We start from the raw sequence: 18,027 nt of genomic DNA, 5'->3' as shown, positions 1-18,027 counted from the left end.
CAGGCCGCCTCAGTACAGCGAGCCGGCGTTCAGGACCGGCTGCATGCCACGGTCCCCGCACAGCACCACCAGCAGGTTGCTGACCATCTGCGCCTTGCGCTCCTCGTCCAGCTGGACCACGCCGTTCTTCTGCAGCTCGTGCAGGGCCATCTCGACCATGCCCACGGCGCCGGCCACGATCCGCGTGCGCGCGGCGATCACCGCGTTGGCCTGCTGCCGCTGCAGCATCACCTGGGCGATCTCCGGGGCGTAGGCCAGATGGCTGATGCGCGCCTCGATCACCTCCACGCCGGCCGTGCCCAGGCGCTCGGCGATCTGCGCCTGCAGGTGGTCGGAGATCTCCTGCGGATGGCTGCGCAGCGCGGTCTGGCCCTCGTCGTGCTGGTCGTAGGGGTAGCTGGCGGCCATCGCCCGCAGCGCCGACTCGGACTGGATATGGACGAAGTTCTCGTAGTCGTCGACGTTGAACACCGCCTCGGAGGCGTCGACCACCTGCCACACGATCACCGCGGCGATCTCGATCGGGCTGCCGTCCAGGTCGTTGACCTTGAGCTTGCCGCTCTCGAAGTTGCGCACGCGCTGGCTGACCTTGCGCTTGGAGTAGAAGGGGTTGTTCCAGCGCAGGCCGGCTTCCTTGACCGTGCCCACGTACTTGCCGAACAGGCTCAGCACCGCCGCCTGGTTGGGCTGGATCGAGTACAGGCCGGTCAACAGCAGGATCACCAGCAGGACCAGGAGTCCGGAGGCGGCCACCCGCATGCCGCTGCCCGGCGCGCCACCGGCGCCCATGCCGGTGAAGAACAGCCAGGCCGCCGCCGCGCTGGCGAGCAGGGCCACGATGAGGACGGGAATGCCGGGCAGGGAACGGATCGGAAGCTCTTTCATGGCGGGTCTCCTGGGTCGCAAGAAAAAGATATCATTGTGATATCAGTTGTCAATGGTCCAGGGAGGGCCCGGGCTGTCGTAGAGCGGGGCTCGCCCCGCTGCGACCACGACGAGGAAACCGCGCAGAAGCCCGCGCAGGGCGGGGGCAGGTGATGGAGCGGCCGACCCGTGGAGCCGGGCGGGGCAGCGGGACAGGCCCCGCTCTACACTGTGCGGCCCTCTCTCGCCTCGACGCCGCCCATGGTCCGCATCGGAACCCCGCTGTCCCCCCACGCCACCCGTGTCCTGCTGCTGGGGTCCGGCGAGCTGGGCAAGGAAGTCGCCATCGAGCTGCAGCGGCTGGGGGCGGAGGTGGTCGCCGCCGACCGTTACGCCGACGCGCCGGCGATGCAGGTCGCCCATCGCAGCCACGTGCTGGACATGCTCGACACCTTCGCGCTCCGCGACCTGATCGCGCGCGAGAAGCCGGACCTGATCGTCCCGGAGATCGAGGCGATCCACACCGAGACCCTGGTGCAGCTGGAGACCGACCACGGCCAGAAGGTCATCCCGACCGCGCGCGCCGCGCGCCTGACCATGGATCGCGAGGGCATCCGCCGGCTGGCCGCCGAGACCCTGGGCTTGCCGACCTCGCCCTACCGCTTCGTCGACACGCTCGAGGAGTACCACCAGGCGATCGCGCTGGTCGGCCTGCCGTGCGTGGTCAAGCCGGTGATGTCGTCCTCGGGCAAGGGCCAGAGCACGGTGCGGGTGCCGGAGGAAATCGATGCGGCCTGGGAATACGCGCAGACCGGCGGCCGCGCCGGCGCCGGCCGCTGCATCGTCGAGGGCTTCGTCGACTTCGACTACGAGATCACCCTGCTGACGGTGCGCCACGCCGGCGGCACCTCGTTCTGCGAGCCGATCGGCCACCTGCAGCGCGATGGCGACTACCGCGAGAGCTGGCAGCCGCAGCCGATGTCGGCCACCGCGCTGGAGCGCGCGCAGGCGATCGCCAGGGCGATCACCGACGACCTGGGCGGCTGGGGCCTGTTCGGCGTGGAACTGTTCGTGAAGAGCGACCAGGTGTGGTTCTCGGAAGTGTCGCCGCGCCCGCACGACACCGGCCTGGTGACCCTGGTGTCGCAGGAGCTGAGCGAGTTCGCGCTGCATGCGCGCGCGATCCTGGGCCTGCCGGTGCCGGTGATCCGGCAGAGCGGCCCGTCCGCTTCCTGCGCGCTGTTGGCGCATGGGCACGGCGTGCCGGTGTTCTCCGGCATCGACACCGCCCTGCAGATGCCGGACACCCAGTTGCGCCTGTTCGGCAAGCCGCGCGTGGAAGGCCATCGCCGCGTCGGCGTGACCCTGGCCCGCGCCGGCGACATCGACGCGGCGCGGGCCATCGCCCGCGATGCGGCCGCGGCGATCGGGATCGAGGTGCGGATCGACTGAGTCGCGGCCGGCCGCCGTCGCTGTTGTAGGAGCCGATTCATCGGCGACAGGGCGGGTTGGGAGCGAGGCAGCCTCCCGTGCCGGCGGCATCGGGTCGCCGATGAATCGGCTCCTACAAGGCCAGGTCGACCCAGACCAGGTGGTGGTCGCTGCCGTCGGCGATGGCCGCGGCCGGATCGTCCGATCGCGGCCAGAACACGCCGCTGCCGCGCAGTTCGAAACCGGTGGAGGGCAGCACGTAGTCTAGCCGCATCGCGCCGGCCCGGGGGCCGAAATCGCCGGTGACATGCTCGCCCGCGCCGCGCCGGGCCAGTCCCTGCTCGGCGTAGGCGCGCGCCTTCTGCGCACCGCCTTCCGAGCGCGGCGTGGCCATGCGCAGCACGCGCGGGTGCTCGAGCAGCTCGACGATCGCGTCATGGTGGCCGTCGCCATCGACCGGATCGTTGTTGAGGTCGCCGGCGATGACGAAGCGCGCGTCGGCCGGCAGCCCACCGCAGCGGCCCGCGTCGTCGCACAGCCACGCCGCGTTGCCGGGCGAGAGGTATTCGCGCCACAGGCGGATCTCGTCCGCGTTGCGCGCGCCGTTGCGGTCCTCAGGCCCGTCGAACACCGGCGGGGTCGGGTGCGACACCAGGAAGTGCACGATGCCGCCCGGCGTGCGCACCGGCACATCCCAATGGGACTTCGACGACAGCCGCAGCTGCTCCCAGACCGCATCGTCGTGCCAGGGCTTGCCGGTCTTCGGGTCGAGCGGACGGCGCGCGCCGGGCATCGCCGCCCAGCGCAGCCTCTGGAACGTGCGTACCTGGCCGGCATCGATCGGATACTTCGACAGCACAAGCATGCCGTACTGGCCCGGGTGCAGGCCGTAACCCCAGGCGTCGTTGCCGCGGTCGCGACCGTCGCCGCCGACCGTGCCGTTGCGGTCCAGGTCCAGCCCGCTGGGTACGCCGGTATTCACCGCGGCGAAATAGCGGTACGGATAGTGCAGCGCCGCGCCGCCGCCGGGCTGCGGCAGCGCGAGGTAGTCGCGCTGGAACAGGTCGGCCGCCTCGCCCGCCGGGTCGTAGTCGAATTCGTTGAGCAGGACCAGGTCCGGGCGCACCTGCTGCAGCACCGCGGCGATCTTGCGCGCGCCCGCGTCGCCGGCCTGCAGCCGCCGCACCACCCCGCCGTCGGCATCGTCGTAGAGGGAGGTGTTGTAGGTGGCCACGCGCAGGGTGGCGGCAGCCTGGCCGGGGCCGTCGGCATCGTGGCTGGCGCAGGCGGAGAGCATCAGGGCGATGACCGGGAGCAGGCGGCGGACGGCAGTGTGCATGCGTCCGATTCTGGCACGCGCCGATGACGGCGCGGGTGTTGTCGCAGGAGCCGGGTCATCGGCGACCCGATGCCGTCGGCACAGGCGACCCTCTCGGGATTCCGATGCCCGGGCCGCCCATGAAGATGGGCCCCTACAGGCGGAACCGCCGCCATTGCCTGCCGTCGAATGCTTCCAGCGGCTGGAAGCGGCGCTTGTAGTCCATCTTGCCGTGGCCGTCGATCCAGTAGCCCAGGTACAGATGGTCGAGCCCTTCGCGCCGGGCCCATTCGATCTGGCGCAGGATCGCCAGCGTGCCCAGGCCGCGTTGCGCCAGTTCCGGCTCGAAGAACGTATACACCGCCGATAGCCCGCGACCGACGCGGTCCGTCACCGCCACCGCCAGCAGCCGGCCCGGGCCGTGGTCGCCGGCCAGCCGCATCTCCACGAAGCGCGTGTCGGACCAGCTGCCGACCAGGAACTGGTCGAACTCGACGGTGCCGTGGCCATCCATGCCGCCATCGCGATGGCGTGCGGCCAGGTAGCGCTGGTACAGCTCGAAATGCTCGGCGGTGCGCCGCGCCGGCGCGATCCGCGTCTGGATGTCGGCATTGCGTGCCAGGCAGCGGCGCTGGCTGCGGTCGGGCTCGAAGGCGGCCACCGGGATGCGCACGGCCACGCAGGCGCGGCATTGCGCGCAGTGCGGCCGGTAGACCAGGTCGCCGGAGCGGCGGAATCCCCAGTCCAGCGCCTGCGGGTAGATGTCCGGCAGGCGCGGGTCGCGCGGGTCGAGCACGAGGTCGCGCGCGCTGCGCTCGGGCCAGTAGCCGCAGGCATGGCCACCGGTCTGGAACAGGCGCAGGTCGTCGGTCGGGGTGGAGTCGTTGCCCATGGCGGTGCCGTCGGATGGCCGCAGCATACCCCCGTGCCCGGCGCAGGGGTACGCGCGTGGACATCGCCGGCCGCCGGCTGAACGACGCCGCAGGCCGGTCAACCGGCGCGGCGCGGCGGCGTTCTCCTTGCGTGGCCAACGAGGTCCACGACCTTTGGAGATCCCCGTGAAGAAGACCCCACTCCTGCTTGCCGCCGCGTTGCTGGCTGCGACCACTGGCGCCGCGCTCGCCCAGGCCGATGCTCCCGCCGCCCCGACCAAGGCGCGCGCGCCGCTGGACACCAACCAGGATGGCGTGATCGATCGCACCGAGGCCGCCGCGCATCCGCGCCTGGCCGCGCGGTTCGACGCCCTGGACAAGAACAAGGACGGCAAGCTGGCCGGCGACGAAATGCCGCGCCGCGGCCAGCGCGGTCCGGGCGGCCATCCCTTCGCCGAACTCGACAAGGACAAGGATGGCCGCGTCAGCAAGGCCGAAGCCGCCGCCGACCCGAAGTTCGCCGAGCGCTTCGCGAAGATGGACGCCAACCAGGACGGATTCGTCGACAAGGCCGACCGCGAGCTGGCCGGCAAGCAGCGCCGCGATGACTGGTTCGAGGCCGCCGACAGCAACAACGACGGCAGCCTCAGCAAGGCCGAGTACGACGCCGCGCATGCCAAGCGCAACGGCGAAGGCCACAAGCACGGTCGCTGGGGCCGCGCTGCGCCGCCGGCGAAGGACGCAGCCGCGCAGTAAGTGGCGTCGCAACGTAGAGCCGGGCTTGCCCGGCTTTGCGTGGTGGAACGGCCGCGAAGGGCAGCGGGGCGAGCCCCGCTCTACGCGTGCCGCGCGGCCGCGAAGCGGCGTGCGTCAGCCGACCGGGGGTGGGGAAATCCGCACGCGGACCTCGTCCTCCTCCTCCTCGCCGATGCCATTTTCCCAGGCCGGCGTCATCGCACTGTCCGGCGTCGCCGCCGGGCGAGCTCCGCTCTACGGGCGCTGCAGGCAGGGCGCGACCGCCCGGCGTTGCAACGTAGAGCCGGGCCTGCCCGGCTTGGCGTCATGGAATGGCCGCAGGGAGCAGCGGGGCGAGCCCCGCTCTACGGGCGCCAGCGCAGCGGCGTGCGTCAGCCCGCCGGGGGTGGGGAAATCCGCACGCGGACCTCGTCCTCTTCCTCGTCGCCGGCGCCGTCTCCATCGGCAGGCGGCGGCGCGCGATCCGGCGTCGCCGCGGGTGCCGGCAGTGCCTGCGGCGCGGCGGGTGGTCCGCGGTGACGACCCAACCAGATGAACATCGCCACTGCGGCGATGAGCAGCAGCAGGCCGATGCGCACGCGCCAGGCCCAGCGGTTGGCGCCGCCTTCCTCGAAGCGCGACGGCAGTGCCTGGGTCGCCGGGGTCGGCAGCCCGGAATAGGAACGGGTGGTCGCCAGCAGGCCCGCCTCGCGCAGCAGTTCGCGCGCACGCGGCTGGTCCTCCGGCTTGCGCACCCACACCGCCGGCTGCTGGTTGGCGGGCACCGGTTCGGAATAGCTGAACTGGCCGCGGCGCTTGCTGCGGTACGAACGCGGGTGGCTGATGTATGTGCCGATGCCCGCTTCCTCGAGCAGGCGTGCGACGCCTTCGACGGTTTCCAGGCGCTGGCTGGTGAAGATCTGCCGCATCGGTCAGTCCTGCGCCGGGACGGCGCGCGCGCTGGCCGGGTCGGGCACCACGCGGATCAGGCCCTCCTGGGCGGTGCTGGCGACCAGCCGGCCCTGGCGGTCGAACACCTGGCCGCGCGCCAATCCGCGCGAGCCCTGCGTGCTGGGGCTGTCGAGCGAATACAGCAGCCACTCGTCGGCGCGGAACGGACGATGGAACCACAGCGCGTGGTCGAGCGAGGCCATCTGCACGTTGGGCGTGTAGTAGCTGATCCCGTGCGGGAACGTCGCCGTGCCCAGCAGGTGGAAATCCGAGGCGTAGGCCAGCAGCGCCTGGTGCAGTTCGGCGGGGATGTCGCCCACGTTCTCGCGCAGGCGGAACCAGACCTGCTGGTAGGGCGGGCGCTTGGGCGGATTGAGTTCGTCGCGCGGGTACACGTGGCGGAACTCGAACGGACCGCCGCGCGAGAGCCAGCGCTGCACCTTGGTCGGCAGCGTGGCCATCACCTCCGCCGGCACCGGCGCCGCCGGCGCTATGTCTTCGGGCTGCGGCACCTCGGGCATCTTCAGCTGGTGCTCGGCGCCGGGTTCGTCGTCCTGGAACGAGGCGGCGCAGAAGAAGATCACCTTGCCGTGCTGGATCGCGGTGATCCGCCGCACCGAGAAGCTGCCGCCGTCGCGGGTGCGGTCGACGTCGTAGACGATCGGATGTTCGATGTCGCCGGCGCGCAGGAAGTAGGCGTGCAGCGAATGGGCATGGCGGCCGTTGTCGATGGTCGCCTGGGCGGCGGCCAGCGCCTGGCCCAGCACCTGCCCGCCGAACACGTACTTGGTGCCGATGTCGCGGCTCTGGCCGCGGAACAGGTTGTCCTCCAGTCGCTCCAGCGCGAGCAGGTCGATCAGTTCGGAAACCACGGGGCCGAGGGCGGGAGGCACGGGCACAGCCTGTTGCGGGAAAGGCCGCGATTATACCGGCGCGCCCTGTTCGTTCCGGGGGAAGCCGTGGTCGGCCCGGACGCCGTTCACCGGCGGTGGGGGTGTGGCGGCGCGCGCTACCCGGGGGGGCGCTGCAGCGACACCGCCGCCAGCACCCGCTCCCACGGGAATCGCGGGCCCGGGTCGAGCTTGCGCTGCACGAGCAGCGACGGATCATCGCTGGCCGGCACCTGTTCACGGTCCAGGTCCTCGTGGCCGGCGATGTGGCGCAGCGCCGGCAGCTCGTCGGCGAGGTGGTTCAGCAAGGCGACCAGCGCCTGGATCTGCACGTCGGTGTAAGGCTCATCCATCGCCTGGTGCCGCGAGTCCAGCCAGTGCGGGAAGCGCCCGGTGTTGACCAGTTCGATGCCGATCGCGCGCCGGTTCATGCCGCGCACGTGGTGGGCGATGCGGTCGTCGGGCACGTAGCGCAGCACCGTGCCGTCGCGATCGATGTAGTAATGGCCGCTGTTGCCGGTGCCGCTGTCGTAGAGCACGCGCTCGCCGTACTCGCGCGCGGCGGCCAGGTCCGGGAGTTCGGTGCAGTGGATGACGACCAGGTCCACCTGCGCCAGCGGCCGCGGATCCAGCCGCGCCACGTAGGGCAGCGGCGCGTCGACGATGGCGGGTGCGAACGGAGTCGGCATGGTCGCGGTCGATAGGGCAGGGCTGTCGTGAGCCGGGATGCTAGCATCCGCGCCATGTCGACCACCGCCGCACGCCCCGCACCGGACAGTCCCCTCGGCAAGCTGATGGCGGCCCTGCCGCGTGCCGGCACGGTCGAATGGATCGGCGTGCGACCCGCACGCGACACCGCCATGGTCGCGGTCGAATCGGCCCGGGCCAGCACCGGCGGCGGACTGACCGGCGACCGCTACAAGGGCGGCAATGGCAAGCGCGGCATCACCCTGATCCAGGCCGAACACCTGCCGGTGATCGCGGCGCTGGCCGGGCGCGAGCATGTCGCGCCGGGCACCTTGCGCCGCAACCTGGTGGTGTCGGGGATTCCATTGGTGGCACTCAAGGGTCGCCGCTTCCGCGTCGGCGGGCTGGTGCTGGAAGGCACCGAATCGTGCGACCCGTGCTCACGCATGGAAGACGCGCTGGGTCCGGGCGGCTACAACGCCATGCGCGGCCACGGCGGCCTGTGCGCGCGCATCGTCGAAGGCGGCATCGTGCGCGTGGGCGATGCGGTGGAAGCGCTGTGAGCCGAGGCCACTGCATCCTCTCGCACGGGTTCGAAAGCGGTCCGGACGCGACCAAGGTCACCGCGCTGGCCGACGCCGCCGAACGGCTGGGCTGGACCACCGAACGCCCGGATTACACCGACCTGGATGCGCGCCGCGAGATCAGCCCGGTCGGCGACGTCCCGGCGCGACTGCGGCGCCTGGTCGACATCGCGGCAGGCGCGGTCGCCCGCGGCGGCCCGGTCGTGCTGGGCGGTTCCAGCCTGGGCGCGTACATCTCGGCGATCGCATCCTTGCAGGTGCCCACGCGCGCGCTGTTCCTGATGGTGCCGCCGCTGGCCATGGGCCCGATGCCGGCGCTGGACGCCGCCCGCGTGCCCACCAGCGTGGTCCACGCCTGGCACGACGAGCTGATCCCGGCGACCGGCGTTATCGAGTGGGCGCGCGCGCGCTCGGCCCGGTTGCTCCTGCTCGACGACAGCCATCGCCTCGGCGCCCACGTGGACACCACCGCGCGCGCCTTCGCCGAGCTGCTGCAGTCGCTCTGATCCGTGGCCGGCCGGAGGAGGCCTCCGCCGAACGGACGCGGTTGGCCGCTGCCGAGCCTGTCCGCGCGGTGACCCGTGCCGGCGCGCGGGGTGGCGCCGCCGGTCCCGATGTCCGACCATTCCCCTCCATCCTCCCTGCCCGACGGCCGCCTACCGGCCCGGCGGCCCCCTGTCCGCGAGTCCGCTCCCCAATGAAGTTCTTCGTTTCCTGCGCCAAGGGCCTGGAATACCTGCTGGCCGACGAGCTGGTCGCGCTGGGTGCGGCCAAGGCGACGGCTACGATCGCCGGCGCCAATCCCGAAGGCACCTTGGCCGACGCGCAGCGCGCGGTGCTGTGGTCGCGCCTGGCCAGCCGCGTGTTGTGGCCACTGGCCGAGTTCGACTGCCCGGACGAGCAGGCGCTGTACGAGGGTGCGGCGGCGGTGCCGTGGCACGAGCACCTGCGTGAGGGCGATACGGTGGCCGTGGACGCGCACGTCTCCGGTACCGCGATCACCCATGCGCGTTTTGCCGCGCAGCGGGTCAAGGATGCGGTGGTCGACGTGTTCCGCGCGCAGGGCCTGGAGCGTCCGTCGGTAGACGTCGACGCGCCGGGGCTGCGGCTGAACCTGTCGCTACGCAAGGGACGGGCCACGCTGTCGGTGGACCTGGGCGGCGGCCCGCTGCACCGGCGCGGCTGGCGCGCCGAACAGCGCGAAGCGCCGTTGAAGGAGAACCTGGCCGCCGCGGTGCTGCTGCGCGGCGGCTGGCCGGCGCTGTACCACGACGGCGGCGCCTTGCTCGATCCGATGTGCGGCAGCGGCACGCTGCTGATCGAAGGCGCGCTGATGGCCGCCGACGTGGCGCCGGGCCTGGGCCGGATGCAGGCCGCCGTCGCCGCGGCGTCCGGCGCGCCGTCGGCAGCCGCGGCGGTCGATGCGGGCCCCTGGGCGCAGTCGCTGGCCGCGATCGCGCCGGCAGCTGCCGCCGAGCCCGCATCCACTCCGCCCACGCGCTGGATCGGCTTCGATGCCGCCGGCTGGAATGCGCTGCTGGCCGAAGCGCGCACGCGCGCGCAGGCGGGCCTGGCCGCGTTGCGTCCGGTCTTCCATGGCAGCGACAACGATCGCCACGCCATCGCTGCTGCGCGTGGCAACGCGCGCGCCGCCGGCGTGGAGGCGGCGATCGTGTTCGAGGTCCACGACATCGACGCGTTGCCGGTTCCGCCGCAGGCGCGTGGCCTGGTGGTGTGCAACCCGCCGTACGACCGGCGCCTGGCCGCCGATGGCGGCCTGTACCGCCGGCTCGGCGATGCGTTGCGCCGCGCGGTGCCGGACTGGCGCGCCAGCCTGCTCTGCGGCGACGCGGAGCTGGCGCATGCCACCGGCCTGCGCGCGGCCAGGAAGTACCAGCTGTTCAACGGCGCGCTGGAATGCGCGCTGATCGTCTGCGACCCGGTGCGTCCGCCGCAGCGCGAGGTCGTGGCGCGCGAGCTGTCCGACGGCGCGAAGATGGTCGCCAACCGCATCGAGCGCAACCTGCGCAAGCTGAAGAACTGGCGCAGCGGCGAGGGCGTGACCTGCTTCCGCGCCTACGATGCCGACATTCCCGAGTACGCCGCCGCGATCGACGTCTACGCCGAGGATGGCGGCGAGCAGCGCACCTTCCTGCATGTGCAGGAGTACGCGCCGCCGGCCGAGATCCCCGAGGCCGACGTGCGCCGCCGCCGCGGCGAGCTGCTGGCCGCCGCGCGCGAGGCGTTCAAGGTGCCGGCCGAGCGGGTGGCGATGAAGACCCGGGAGCGCGGCAAGGGCGGCTCGAAGTACGGGCATCGGTACGGTAATGCCCAGCCGCAGGGCCAGCGCTTCGCCGTGGGCGAGAACGGCGCCCGGCTGTGGGTGAACCTGTTCGATTACCTGGATACCGGCCTGTTCCTCGACCACCGCCCGCTGCGTCGGCGGATGGCGAAGGAGGCCCGCGGCAAGCGCTTCCTCAACCTGTTCTGCTACACCGGCGTGGCCAGCGTGCAGGCGGCGGTGGCCGGCGCGGCCAGCACGACCAGCGTCGACCTGTCGGCGACCTACCTGCAGTGGTGCGCGGACAACCTGGCGCTCAACGGGCTGGGCGGCACCTCGCACCAGCTCGTGCAGGGCGACGTGCTGGCCTGGCTGGAAGCGGAGCGGCATCGCTACGACGTGATCTTCTGCGACCCGCCGACGTTCTCCAACTCGGCCCGCGCCGACGACTTCGATATCCAGCGCGAGCACGTGCGTCTGCTGCAGCTGGCGATGGCGCGGCTGGTGCCCGACGGCGTGCTGTACTTCTCCAACAACTTCCGCCGTTTCCGCCTCGACGGCGATGCGATCGCCGCGTTCGCCGACGTCGAAGAGATCAGTGCGTCGACCATTCCGCCGGATTTCGGGCGCAATCCGCGCATCCACCGCGCCTGGCGCCTGCAGCATCCGCTGCGCTGAAACGGCAGGGCGCGGCGATCAGGGCCCGGGCGGGCGGGCACGTTCGGCGGCCGGCGTCTCGTGCCAGGCCTGGAATGCCTGCAGCGCCCGCGCCGGCAACGGGCGGCTGTAAAGGAATCCCTGCGCCATCGGGATCCCGGCCTCGCGCAACACCTGCGCCTGCGCCGGCGTCTCCACGCCCTCGGCGATCACCTGCAGGTCGGTGGCGGCCAGCAGCGCGGCCAGGCCTGCCAGCCATTCCGGTCGCGGCTGGTCCGGACGGATGTCGGCGACCAGGCGGCGGTCGATCTTGACGATGTGGAACTTGCAGCGAGAGAGCACCGCCAGGTTGGCGCTGTCGAGCATCACGTCGTCCAGGGCGAAGCGCACGCCGCTGCGCGCCGCCTCCTCCATCTCGTTCATGCCGATGCCGTCGGGGATGCCGCGCTCGGTGACCTCCAGCACCAGCTGGTTGCGCAGGGTCTGGTCGTAGCCGGTCTTCTGCGCGGCGTATTCGATCCCGCCGCGGCCGAGCAGCGCAGGCGGTATGTTGATGCCGATGAACAGGTGCGGGCGCGCGAGCAGCCACGGTCCCAGCTCGCGGGCCACCGTTTCGATCGTGTGGTAGGTCAGCAGGCCGCCCAGCGCGGTTTCTTCGGCCAGCGGGATGAACTCCTGGGGCCCGACCACCCGGCCCAGCCGCCGCCAGCGCAGCAACGCCTCGCATCCGACGCAACGGCCATCGGCGACCGAGACCACCGGCTGGTACTCGAGGAAGAACTCGTTGCGCTCCAGCCCGGCCTGGATATCCGCTGCAGTGACCATGGGATGCCTCCTGCCTGCCCCCAGAATAGCAGCGGGGCAGGCGGAGCGCGCCGGCGGTGCCGGCGCCCGGTCAGTCGCCGACCAGCAGGACGAACGGACCCAGCCGCGAGTTCATCAGCAGCGCCAGGCTGCGGTCGCGGTCGGCCGCCAGCTGCGCCGCCGGGGTCGCCAGGTCGGGCGGGAAGGCGCGGTACTGCACGTCGTCCGGCAGCACGTTGCGCACGACATACCCCATCAGCACGTTGACGATCTCGCCCAGTCCATCCAGGGCCAGTTCTTCGTCGCAGCGCTCGGGCCCGATCTTGAGGAAGGCGCAGGCCATCGCCTGCATCGTTTCCGGCCCGCAGGCCATGCCGATGAACATCGGCTGCTCGCCGTCGATGCGCACGTGCGCGGTGTGCGGCCAGACCTGCAGGTCCTCGGGCGCCAGTACGCCGGCCGCCTGGCACTGGCTGTCGAGCATGCGCGGGAACAGTCGTCCGCTCAGGGCGATGGCTCCATTGGCCAGCTCGGCCAGCGCATGGTCGGCCACGCCGACCTCCAGCGCGTGCTGGGCCGCGTCCTGTTCGGCGCGGTGCGCGGCCAGTTCCGACTCCAGCCGCTCCAGGTCGATCACGCCCTGTTCGAGCAGCACTTCGCCGAACAGCTTGCGCCCGGCCTTCTGCGCGATCAGCAGGCCGGCCACCTGCGCCGGCTCGAGCAGGCCCATCTCCATGGCGATGTCGCCGAAGCGGCGGTCATCGGCGCGCTGGCGGTCGTTGATGCGGCGCGCCTGCGCCTCGGTAAGCAGGCCCTGGCGCACGGCCAGTTCGCCCAGCAGCGGGTTGGAGGCGCGCTGCGCCTCGATCGCGGCCAGCAGTTGCTGCGGCGTGATCACGCCGCGTTCCATCAGGAACTGGCCCAGGAATTTGACAGCCATCGGTGGTCCCCTTGCGATAGTCCGGATGATAGCCCGCGATCAGGCGAGCGCGTCGCGCAGGACGCGTTCCATCGCTTCGGGGTCGATGGGCTTCTGCAGGTAGGAGCGCGCGCCCATCTTCAGGCATTCCTCGATGTCGTTCTGCGCCCCCAGCGAGCTGAGGATCACCACGCGCGCATCGGGGTCGGCCTGCAGGATCGCGGCCAATGCGCGACGGCCGTCACACTCGGGCATCACCAGGTCCAGCAGGACCAGGTCCGGCTTGAGCGCGGCGTAGAGCTCGGACGCTTCCAGGCCGTTGCGGGCTTCGCCGGCCACCTGGAAGCCGGATTCCTCCAGCTGGGAAGCGGCCAGCATGCGCAACGCGCGCGAATCGTCGCAGAGCAGCACGGTCGGACGTGCGGTCATCGGTGTGTCCCCCTGGTTTTTTCTGATCGATGGGCCGCAGTGGGGCCCTGTACGGCTTAACGGCCGCCCGGCCGCTTTCTGTAGGAGCCCATCTTCATGGGCGACCCGGCGCCATCGGCACGGGCGACTCCACGTTGTCCGGACGCCCGTGTCGCCCATGAAGATGGGCTCCTACAACGGCTGGCGTTCGAGCAGGACGATCACCGCATGCAGGGCCAGGCCGATCAGGCCGCCGACCAGGGTGCCATTGAAGCGGATGTACTGCAGGTCGCGGCCCACGCTCAGCTCCAGCTGCTCGACCAGGTGGCGCTCGTCCCAGGCCTTCACGGTCTGGGCGATGTAGTCGGTGACCCCGCCGCGCAGGCGCAGCGCCAGCTTCTCCGCACCGCCCATCACGTGCTGGTTGATCGCATCGCGCAGCTCGCCGTCGCGCCCCAGCGCCTGCCCGAGCCCGGCCAGCGACTGCTCCAGGTGGCGCGAGAGCACGCCGTCCTCGCGCTCCAGGTCGCGGCGCAGGCTGGCATGGACCTGGTCCCACAGCCCGCGCACATACTCCCGCACGCTCTCGTGGCCGATCAGGTTCTGCTTGATCGCCTCGACCCTGTCGGCCAGCGCGGGATCTTCGCGCAGCCGCCGCACGTAGTCCTGCAGCCATTGCTCGTAGTCGCGGCGCAGCGGATGGCCGGGCTGGGACAGGATCTCGTTGAGCTCGTCCAGCAGTGCGCGGGCGATGCGGTCGGCCAGGTTGTCGGCGATGCCTTCCACCGGCTTGACGAAGTCCACCGTGCCGACCAGGCGCGGCCATTCCTTGCGCGCGTGCTTGACCAGCAGCCCCGAGGCGCGCTGCTTGACCGCCTCGTCGTCCAGGTACGCGCCGAGCCGGCGCAGGGCCTCGTCCAGCAGCGCCTGGTGGCGGCCGTCGGCGGTGAGCAGGCCGAGCACATCGCCGGCGGTGGCGGCCGCGTTCCAGCCTTGCAGCCGCGCGATCACGAAGGCCTGGATGCTTTCGCGCACGGCGCGCTCGTCGAGCAGGTCCAGCGCCTGCAGCGCCCAGCCGCGGGCCAGCTGGGCGAGCCTGCGCGACTGTTCGGGACCGGACAGCCATTGGCCCAGCCTTGCCGCCGGGTCGAACACCTCCAGCCGCGCCAGCAGGGTCTGGGGCTCCAGGAAGTGGTCGCGCACGAACGCCGCCAGGCTGTCGGCGATGCGCGCCTTGCTGCGCGGGATGATCGCGGTGTGCGGGATTGGCAGGCCGAGCGGGTGGCGGAACAGGGCCACCACCGCGAACCAGTCGGCCAGCGCGCCGACCGTGGCCGCCTCGCAGAACGCCGACACCCAGGCCCAGGCGCCCTGGTTGCCCATCGCGTGGCTGAGCACGAAGCCGGCCAGCATCGCCAGCAGCATCGCCAGGGCGATGGCCTTCATGCGGCGCAGCTGCGCGCGGCGCGGATCGTCGGTCATGCCACTCCACTGCACGGTTCGGACGCGAACGCGGGGGAGTGTAGCGGCGGGGGCATGGGCGACGCATGAAGCGGGGCGCCATCGCCGTGGTCGCCGAACGGACCGGTCCGCCGGGACGTGCCGGCCGCGCGCGATCCCGGGTTCCTTCGTCCCGTGCAGGCAGGGCTGGCGGACTCGTTCCCGGACCGGAGTCCTTCGATGCCCGGCCATCCACCAGCAGTCCACGCTGCTGCGCGGGCATGGCGGGGAGGGTTGCATGTCGCGACCTGTGCCGGAGGAGCCGACTGCAACGAGTCCGGCCGGCATGCTTCGCGCCGCGCCGCCTCAGCGCATCGTCGGCATCGTGAATTCGGCGCCGGCCGCGCCTTCGGGCCAGCGTGCGGTCATGGTCTTCATCCGCGTGTAGAAGCGCACCCCGTCCGGCCCGTGCATGTGCAGCGGGCCGAACAGCGAGCGCTTCCAGCCGCCGAAGCTGTGGAAGGCCATCGGCACCGGGATCGGCACGTTGATCCCGACCATGCCCGCCTGCACCCGCCGCGCGAACTCGCGTGCGGCACCGCCGCTGCGGGTGAACACCGCCGTGCCGTTGCCGTACTCGTGGCCGTCGACCAGTGCCAGCGCCGCCTCGAAGTCCGGCACGCGCACCACGCACAGCACCGGGCCGAAGATCTCCTCGCGATGGATGCGCATGGCCGGCGTCACCCGGTCGAACAGGCTGCCGCCGAGGAAGAAGCCGTCGCCGCGCGTGCAGGCGTGGGTGCGGCCGTCGACCACCAGTTCCGCGCCCTCGGCCACGCCACAGTCGATGTAGCCACGGACGCGATCGCGATGCGCCGCGTCGACCAGCGGGCCCATGTCCAGGTCGTCGATCCCCGGGCCGATGCGCAGCGCGGCGACCTTGTCCTTCAGCGCGGCGACCAGCGCATCGGCGGTCGCGTCGCCCACGCATACCGCCACCGAGATCGCCATGCAGCGCTCGCCGGCCGAGCCGTAGCCGGCGCCGAGCAGCGCCTCGGCGGCTAGGCCGATGTCGGCATCGGCCAGCACCACCGCGTGGTTCTTGGCGCCACCCAGCGCCTGCACGCGCTTGCCGCCGGCGCTGCCGCGCTCGTACAGGTAGCGGGCCACCGGCGTGGACCCGACGAAGCTCAGCGCCTGCACGCGCGCGTCGTCCAGCAGTGCATCGACCGCCTCGCGGCCGCCATGGACGACGTTGAACACGCCGTCGGGCAGCCCCGCTTCCTGCAGCAGCGCGGCCAGGTGCAGTGCAGCGGAGGGCACCTTCTCCGATGGCTTGAGCACGAAGCTGTTGCCGCAGGCCAGCGCCACCGGTGCCATCCACAGCGGGACCATCACCGGGAAGTTGAACGGCGTGACGCCGGCGACCACGCCCAGCGGCGCCCGCTCGCTCCAGCTGTCCACGCCTCGCCCCACCTGCGCCGAGTACTCGCCCTTGAGCAGGTGCGGGATGCCGCTGGCGAACTCCACCACTTCCAGGCCACGGGTGACTTCGCCGCGCGCGTCGGCCAGGGTCTTGCCGTGCTCGGAGGTGATCGTCCGGGCCAGGGCGTCGGCATCGCGCTCGATCAGCGACCGCAGCCGGAACATCACCCGCGCACGCTGCAGCGGCGGCGTCGCCGCCCAGTCGGGAAACGCCACCTGCGCCGCGGCCACGGCCGCCTGCACGTCATCGGCGCCGGCCAGCGGCACGCGCGCGCTGACCTGGCCGCTGGCGGGGTCGAACACGTTGCCGTACCTGGCGCTGTTGCCGGGCTGTTCGCGGCCGCCGATGTGGTGCTGGAGCTGTCGGGTCATCGCTGCTGGTCCCTCCGGAGTCGCGCCCCGCTGTTGTAGGAGCCCATCTTCATGGGCGACATCCACCCAGGACATGTGAGCATCGCCCGTGCCCGTGCCCGTGCCCGTGCGCGGGTCGCCGCTGGCGACCGGCTCCTACAGCGACAGCGCCTCGGCGGCCGGGGTGAAGGGCAGGTTCAGGGCGTCGGCCACGGCGCGGTAGGTGAGCTTGCCGGCATGCACGTTGAGCCCGTTGCGCAGGTTCACGTCATCCCGCAATGCCTGGACCGCGCCCTTGTCGGCCAGGGCCAGCGCATGGGGCAGGGTGGCGTTGGTCAGGGCGAAGGTGGAGGTGCGGGCGACGCCGCCGGGCATGTTGGCCACGCAGTAGTGGATGATCCCGTCGACCTCGTAGGTCGGCTCCTGGTGCGTGGTCGGCCGGCTGGTCTCGAAGCAGCCGCCCTGGTCGATCGCCACGTCCACCAGGACCGAGCCGGGACGCATCAGCTTGAGGTGGCCGCGCGACAGCAGCTTCGGCGCGGCTGCGCCGGGGATCAGCACCGCACCGACGACCAGGTCGGTATAGGGCAGGCGGTCCTCGATCGCATCGCGGGTCGAGTAGATCGTGGTCAGGCGTTCGCCGTACAGCTCGTCGACGTACTTCAGGCGGTCCAGCGAGCGGTCCAGCACGGTGACGTGCGCGCCCAGGCCCATCGCCATGCGTGCGGCGTTGAGGCCGACGGTGCCGGCGCCGATCACCATCACCTCGGCCGGCTTCACCCCCGGCACGCCGCCGAGCAGGATGCCCGAACCGCCCTGCGCCTTCTCCAGTGCGTGCGCGCCGGCCTGGATCGACATGCGCCCGGCGACCTCGCTCATCGGTGCCAGCAGCGGCAGCCCGCCGCGGTCGTCGGTGACTGTTTCGTAGGCGATGGCGGTGCAGCCGGAGGCCAGCAGGGCGCGCGTCTGCTCCGGGTCGGGGGCCAGGTGCAGGTACGCGTAGAGCAGCTGGCCCGGGCGCAACATCGCGCACTCGGCCGGCTGCGGCTCCTTGACCTTGATGATCATCTCCGCGCGCCCGTAGACCTCCGCGGCGCTGTCCACGATCTGCGCGCCGGCGGCCTCGAAGGCTTCGTTGGCCAGGCCGATGCCGACGCCGGCATCGCGTTCGACCAGCACCTGGTGGCCGCGCGCGGACAGCTCGCGGGCGCCGCTGGCGGTGAGGCCGACGCGGTACTCGTGGTTCTTTATTTCCTTGGGGACGCCGATCAGCATGGTGGATCTCCGGGGATGGGTGTCTGCGGAGGGGGCGTGTCTTGTGGCTGGAGTTGCCGGGTTCGGGCCTGGCCG

General features: G+C 71.7%; 17 protein-coding genes. 5 read left to right on the top strand and 12 right to left on the bottom strand.

The window, feature by feature from the left end; genetic code table 11:
* Positions 1 to 9: 9 nt before the first annotated feature.
* Positions 10 to 885 (bottom strand): SPFH domain-containing protein, encoded by an 876-nt coding sequence (locus tag ABKA19_RS08070; protein WP_162377801.1) that lies wholly within the window; start codon positions 883 to 885, stop codon positions 10 to 12.
* A 240-nt stretch (positions 886 to 1,125) separates the two neighbouring features.
* Between ABKA19_RS08070 and purT the strand changes: the two genes are divergently transcribed.
* Positions 1,126 to 2,316, top strand: a complete 1,191-nt coding sequence (gene purT, locus ABKA19_RS08065) for a formate-dependent phosphoribosylglycinamide formyltransferase (protein ID WP_353688465.1) — start codon at positions 1,126 to 1,128, stop codon at positions 2,314 to 2,316.
* A gap of 112 nt (positions 2,317 to 2,428) precedes the next feature.
* Here the strand turns inward: purT and ABKA19_RS08060 are convergent, their stop codons facing one another.
* Both ABKA19_RS08060 and ABKA19_RS08055 read right to left on the bottom strand, forming a co-directional pair.
* Positions 2,429 to 3,634 carry an endonuclease/exonuclease/phosphatase family protein gene (locus ABKA19_RS08060; RefSeq protein WP_353688464.1) on the bottom strand — a complete coding sequence of 402 codons (1,206 nt, stop codon included), beginning with the start codon at positions 3,632 to 3,634 and terminating at the stop codon, positions 2,429 to 2,431.
* Between the two features lie 133 nt (positions 3,635 to 3,767).
* Positions 3,768 to 4,505 carry an arginyltransferase gene (locus tag ABKA19_RS08055; protein ID WP_162377844.1) on the bottom strand — a complete coding sequence of 246 codons (738 nt, stop codon included), beginning with the start codon at positions 4,503 to 4,505 and terminating at the stop codon, positions 3,768 to 3,770.
* Positions 4,506 to 4,671: 166 nt separating this feature from the next.
* On the opposite strand from ABKA19_RS08055, the gene ABKA19_RS08050 reads away from it, so the two are divergent.
* On the top strand, positions 4,672 to 5,241 hold the full coding sequence (locus ABKA19_RS08050) for an EF-hand domain-containing protein (RefSeq protein WP_353688463.1): 570 nt from the start codon (positions 4,672 to 4,674) through the stop codon (positions 5,239 to 5,241).
* A 371-nt stretch (positions 5,242 to 5,612) separates the two neighbouring features.
* Here the strand turns inward: ABKA19_RS08050 and ABKA19_RS08045 are convergent, their stop codons facing one another.
* The 3 genes from ABKA19_RS08045 to ABKA19_RS08035 form a co-directional block, all read right to left on the bottom strand.
* Positions 5,613 to 6,149, bottom strand: a complete 537-nt coding sequence (locus ABKA19_RS08045; RefSeq protein WP_353688462.1) for a hypothetical protein — start codon at positions 6,147 to 6,149, stop codon at positions 5,613 to 5,615.
* Between the two features lie 3 nt (positions 6,150 to 6,152).
* Positions 6,153 to 7,064 carry an acyl-CoA thioesterase II gene (gene tesB, locus ABKA19_RS08040; protein WP_502945739.1) on the bottom strand — a complete coding sequence of 304 codons (912 nt, stop codon included), beginning with the start codon at positions 7,062 to 7,064 and terminating at the stop codon, positions 6,153 to 6,155.
* Positions 7,065 to 7,180: 116 nt separating this feature from the next.
* Positions 7,181 to 7,750: an N-acetylmuramoyl-L-alanine amidase gene (locus ABKA19_RS08035; protein ID WP_353688460.1), complete on the bottom strand. Its 570-nt coding sequence runs from the start codon at positions 7,748 to 7,750 to the stop codon at positions 7,181 to 7,183.
* A 54-nt stretch (positions 7,751 to 7,804) separates the two neighbouring features.
* Between ABKA19_RS08035 and ABKA19_RS08030 the strand changes: the two genes are divergently transcribed.
* From ABKA19_RS08030 to rlmKL, 3 genes are all read left to right on the top strand, one after another.
* Complete coding sequence (locus ABKA19_RS08030) at positions 7,805 to 8,311, top strand: MOSC domain-containing protein (protein WP_353688459.1); 507 nt, start codon at positions 7,805 to 7,807, stop codon at positions 8,309 to 8,311.
* Entirely contained in the window at positions 8,308 to 8,838 is a 531-nt protein-coding gene (locus ABKA19_RS08025; RefSeq protein WP_353688458.1) for a hypothetical protein, read from the top strand. Before ABKA19_RS08030 ends, ABKA19_RS08025 begins: the two co-directional genes overlap by 4 nt.
* A 191-nt stretch (positions 8,839 to 9,029) precedes the next feature.
* On the top strand, positions 9,030 to 11,291 hold the full coding sequence (rlmKL, locus tag ABKA19_RS08020) for a bifunctional 23S rRNA (guanine(2069)-N(7))-methyltransferase RlmK/23S rRNA (guanine(2445)-N(2))-methyltransferase RlmL (protein ID WP_353688457.1): 2,262 nt from the start codon (positions 9,030 to 9,032) through the stop codon (positions 11,289 to 11,291).
* A gap of 18 nt (positions 11,292 to 11,309) precedes the next feature.
* Here the strand turns inward: rlmKL and ABKA19_RS08015 are convergent, their stop codons facing one another.
* The 6 genes from ABKA19_RS08015 to ald all read right to left on the bottom strand — a co-directional run bounded on the left by ABKA19_RS08015 (position 11,310) and on the right by ald (position 17,952).
* A complete protein-coding gene (locus ABKA19_RS08015) occupies positions 11,310 to 12,095 on the bottom strand; it encodes an EAL domain-containing protein (protein WP_353688456.1) in 786 nt (261 codons plus the stop codon).
* Between the two features lie 70 nt (positions 12,096 to 12,165).
* Complete coding sequence (locus tag ABKA19_RS08010) at positions 12,166 to 13,014, bottom strand: cyclic di-GMP-binding domain-containing protein, MshE-related (RefSeq protein WP_353688455.1); 849 nt, start codon at positions 13,012 to 13,014, stop codon at positions 12,166 to 12,168.
* A gap of 39 nt (positions 13,015 to 13,053) precedes the next feature.
* Positions 13,054 to 13,422 (bottom strand): response regulator, encoded by a 369-nt coding sequence (locus ABKA19_RS08005; protein WP_353688454.1) that lies wholly within the window; start codon positions 13,420 to 13,422, stop codon positions 13,054 to 13,056.
* 171 nt (positions 13,423 to 13,593) lie between these two features.
* Positions 13,594 to 14,883 (bottom strand): DUF445 domain-containing protein, encoded by a 1,290-nt coding sequence (locus ABKA19_RS08000; RefSeq protein ID WP_353688453.1) that lies wholly within the window; start codon positions 14,881 to 14,883, stop codon positions 13,594 to 13,596.
* 324 nt (positions 14,884 to 15,207) lie between these two features.
* Entirely contained in the window at positions 15,208 to 16,698 is a 1,491-nt protein-coding gene (locus ABKA19_RS07995) for a CoA-acylating methylmalonate-semialdehyde dehydrogenase (RefSeq protein ID WP_353688452.1), read from the bottom strand.
* A 135-nt stretch (positions 16,699 to 16,833) separates the two neighbouring features.
* Positions 16,834 to 17,952 (bottom strand): alanine dehydrogenase, encoded by a 1,119-nt coding sequence (gene ald / locus ABKA19_RS07990; protein ID WP_353688451.1) that lies wholly within the window; start codon positions 17,950 to 17,952, stop codon positions 16,834 to 16,836.
* Positions 17,953 to 18,027: the final 75 nt, after the last annotated feature.

Source organism: Pseudoxanthomonas sp. Soil82, assembly GCF_040446535.1.
Taxonomy (GTDB): domain Bacteria; phylum Pseudomonadota; class Gammaproteobacteria; order Xanthomonadales; family Xanthomonadaceae; genus Pseudoxanthomonas; species Pseudoxanthomonas kaohsiungensis.
The sequence above is the reverse complement of the archived record's forward strand: the minus strand, read 5'-3'. Positions and strand labels throughout refer to the sequence as shown.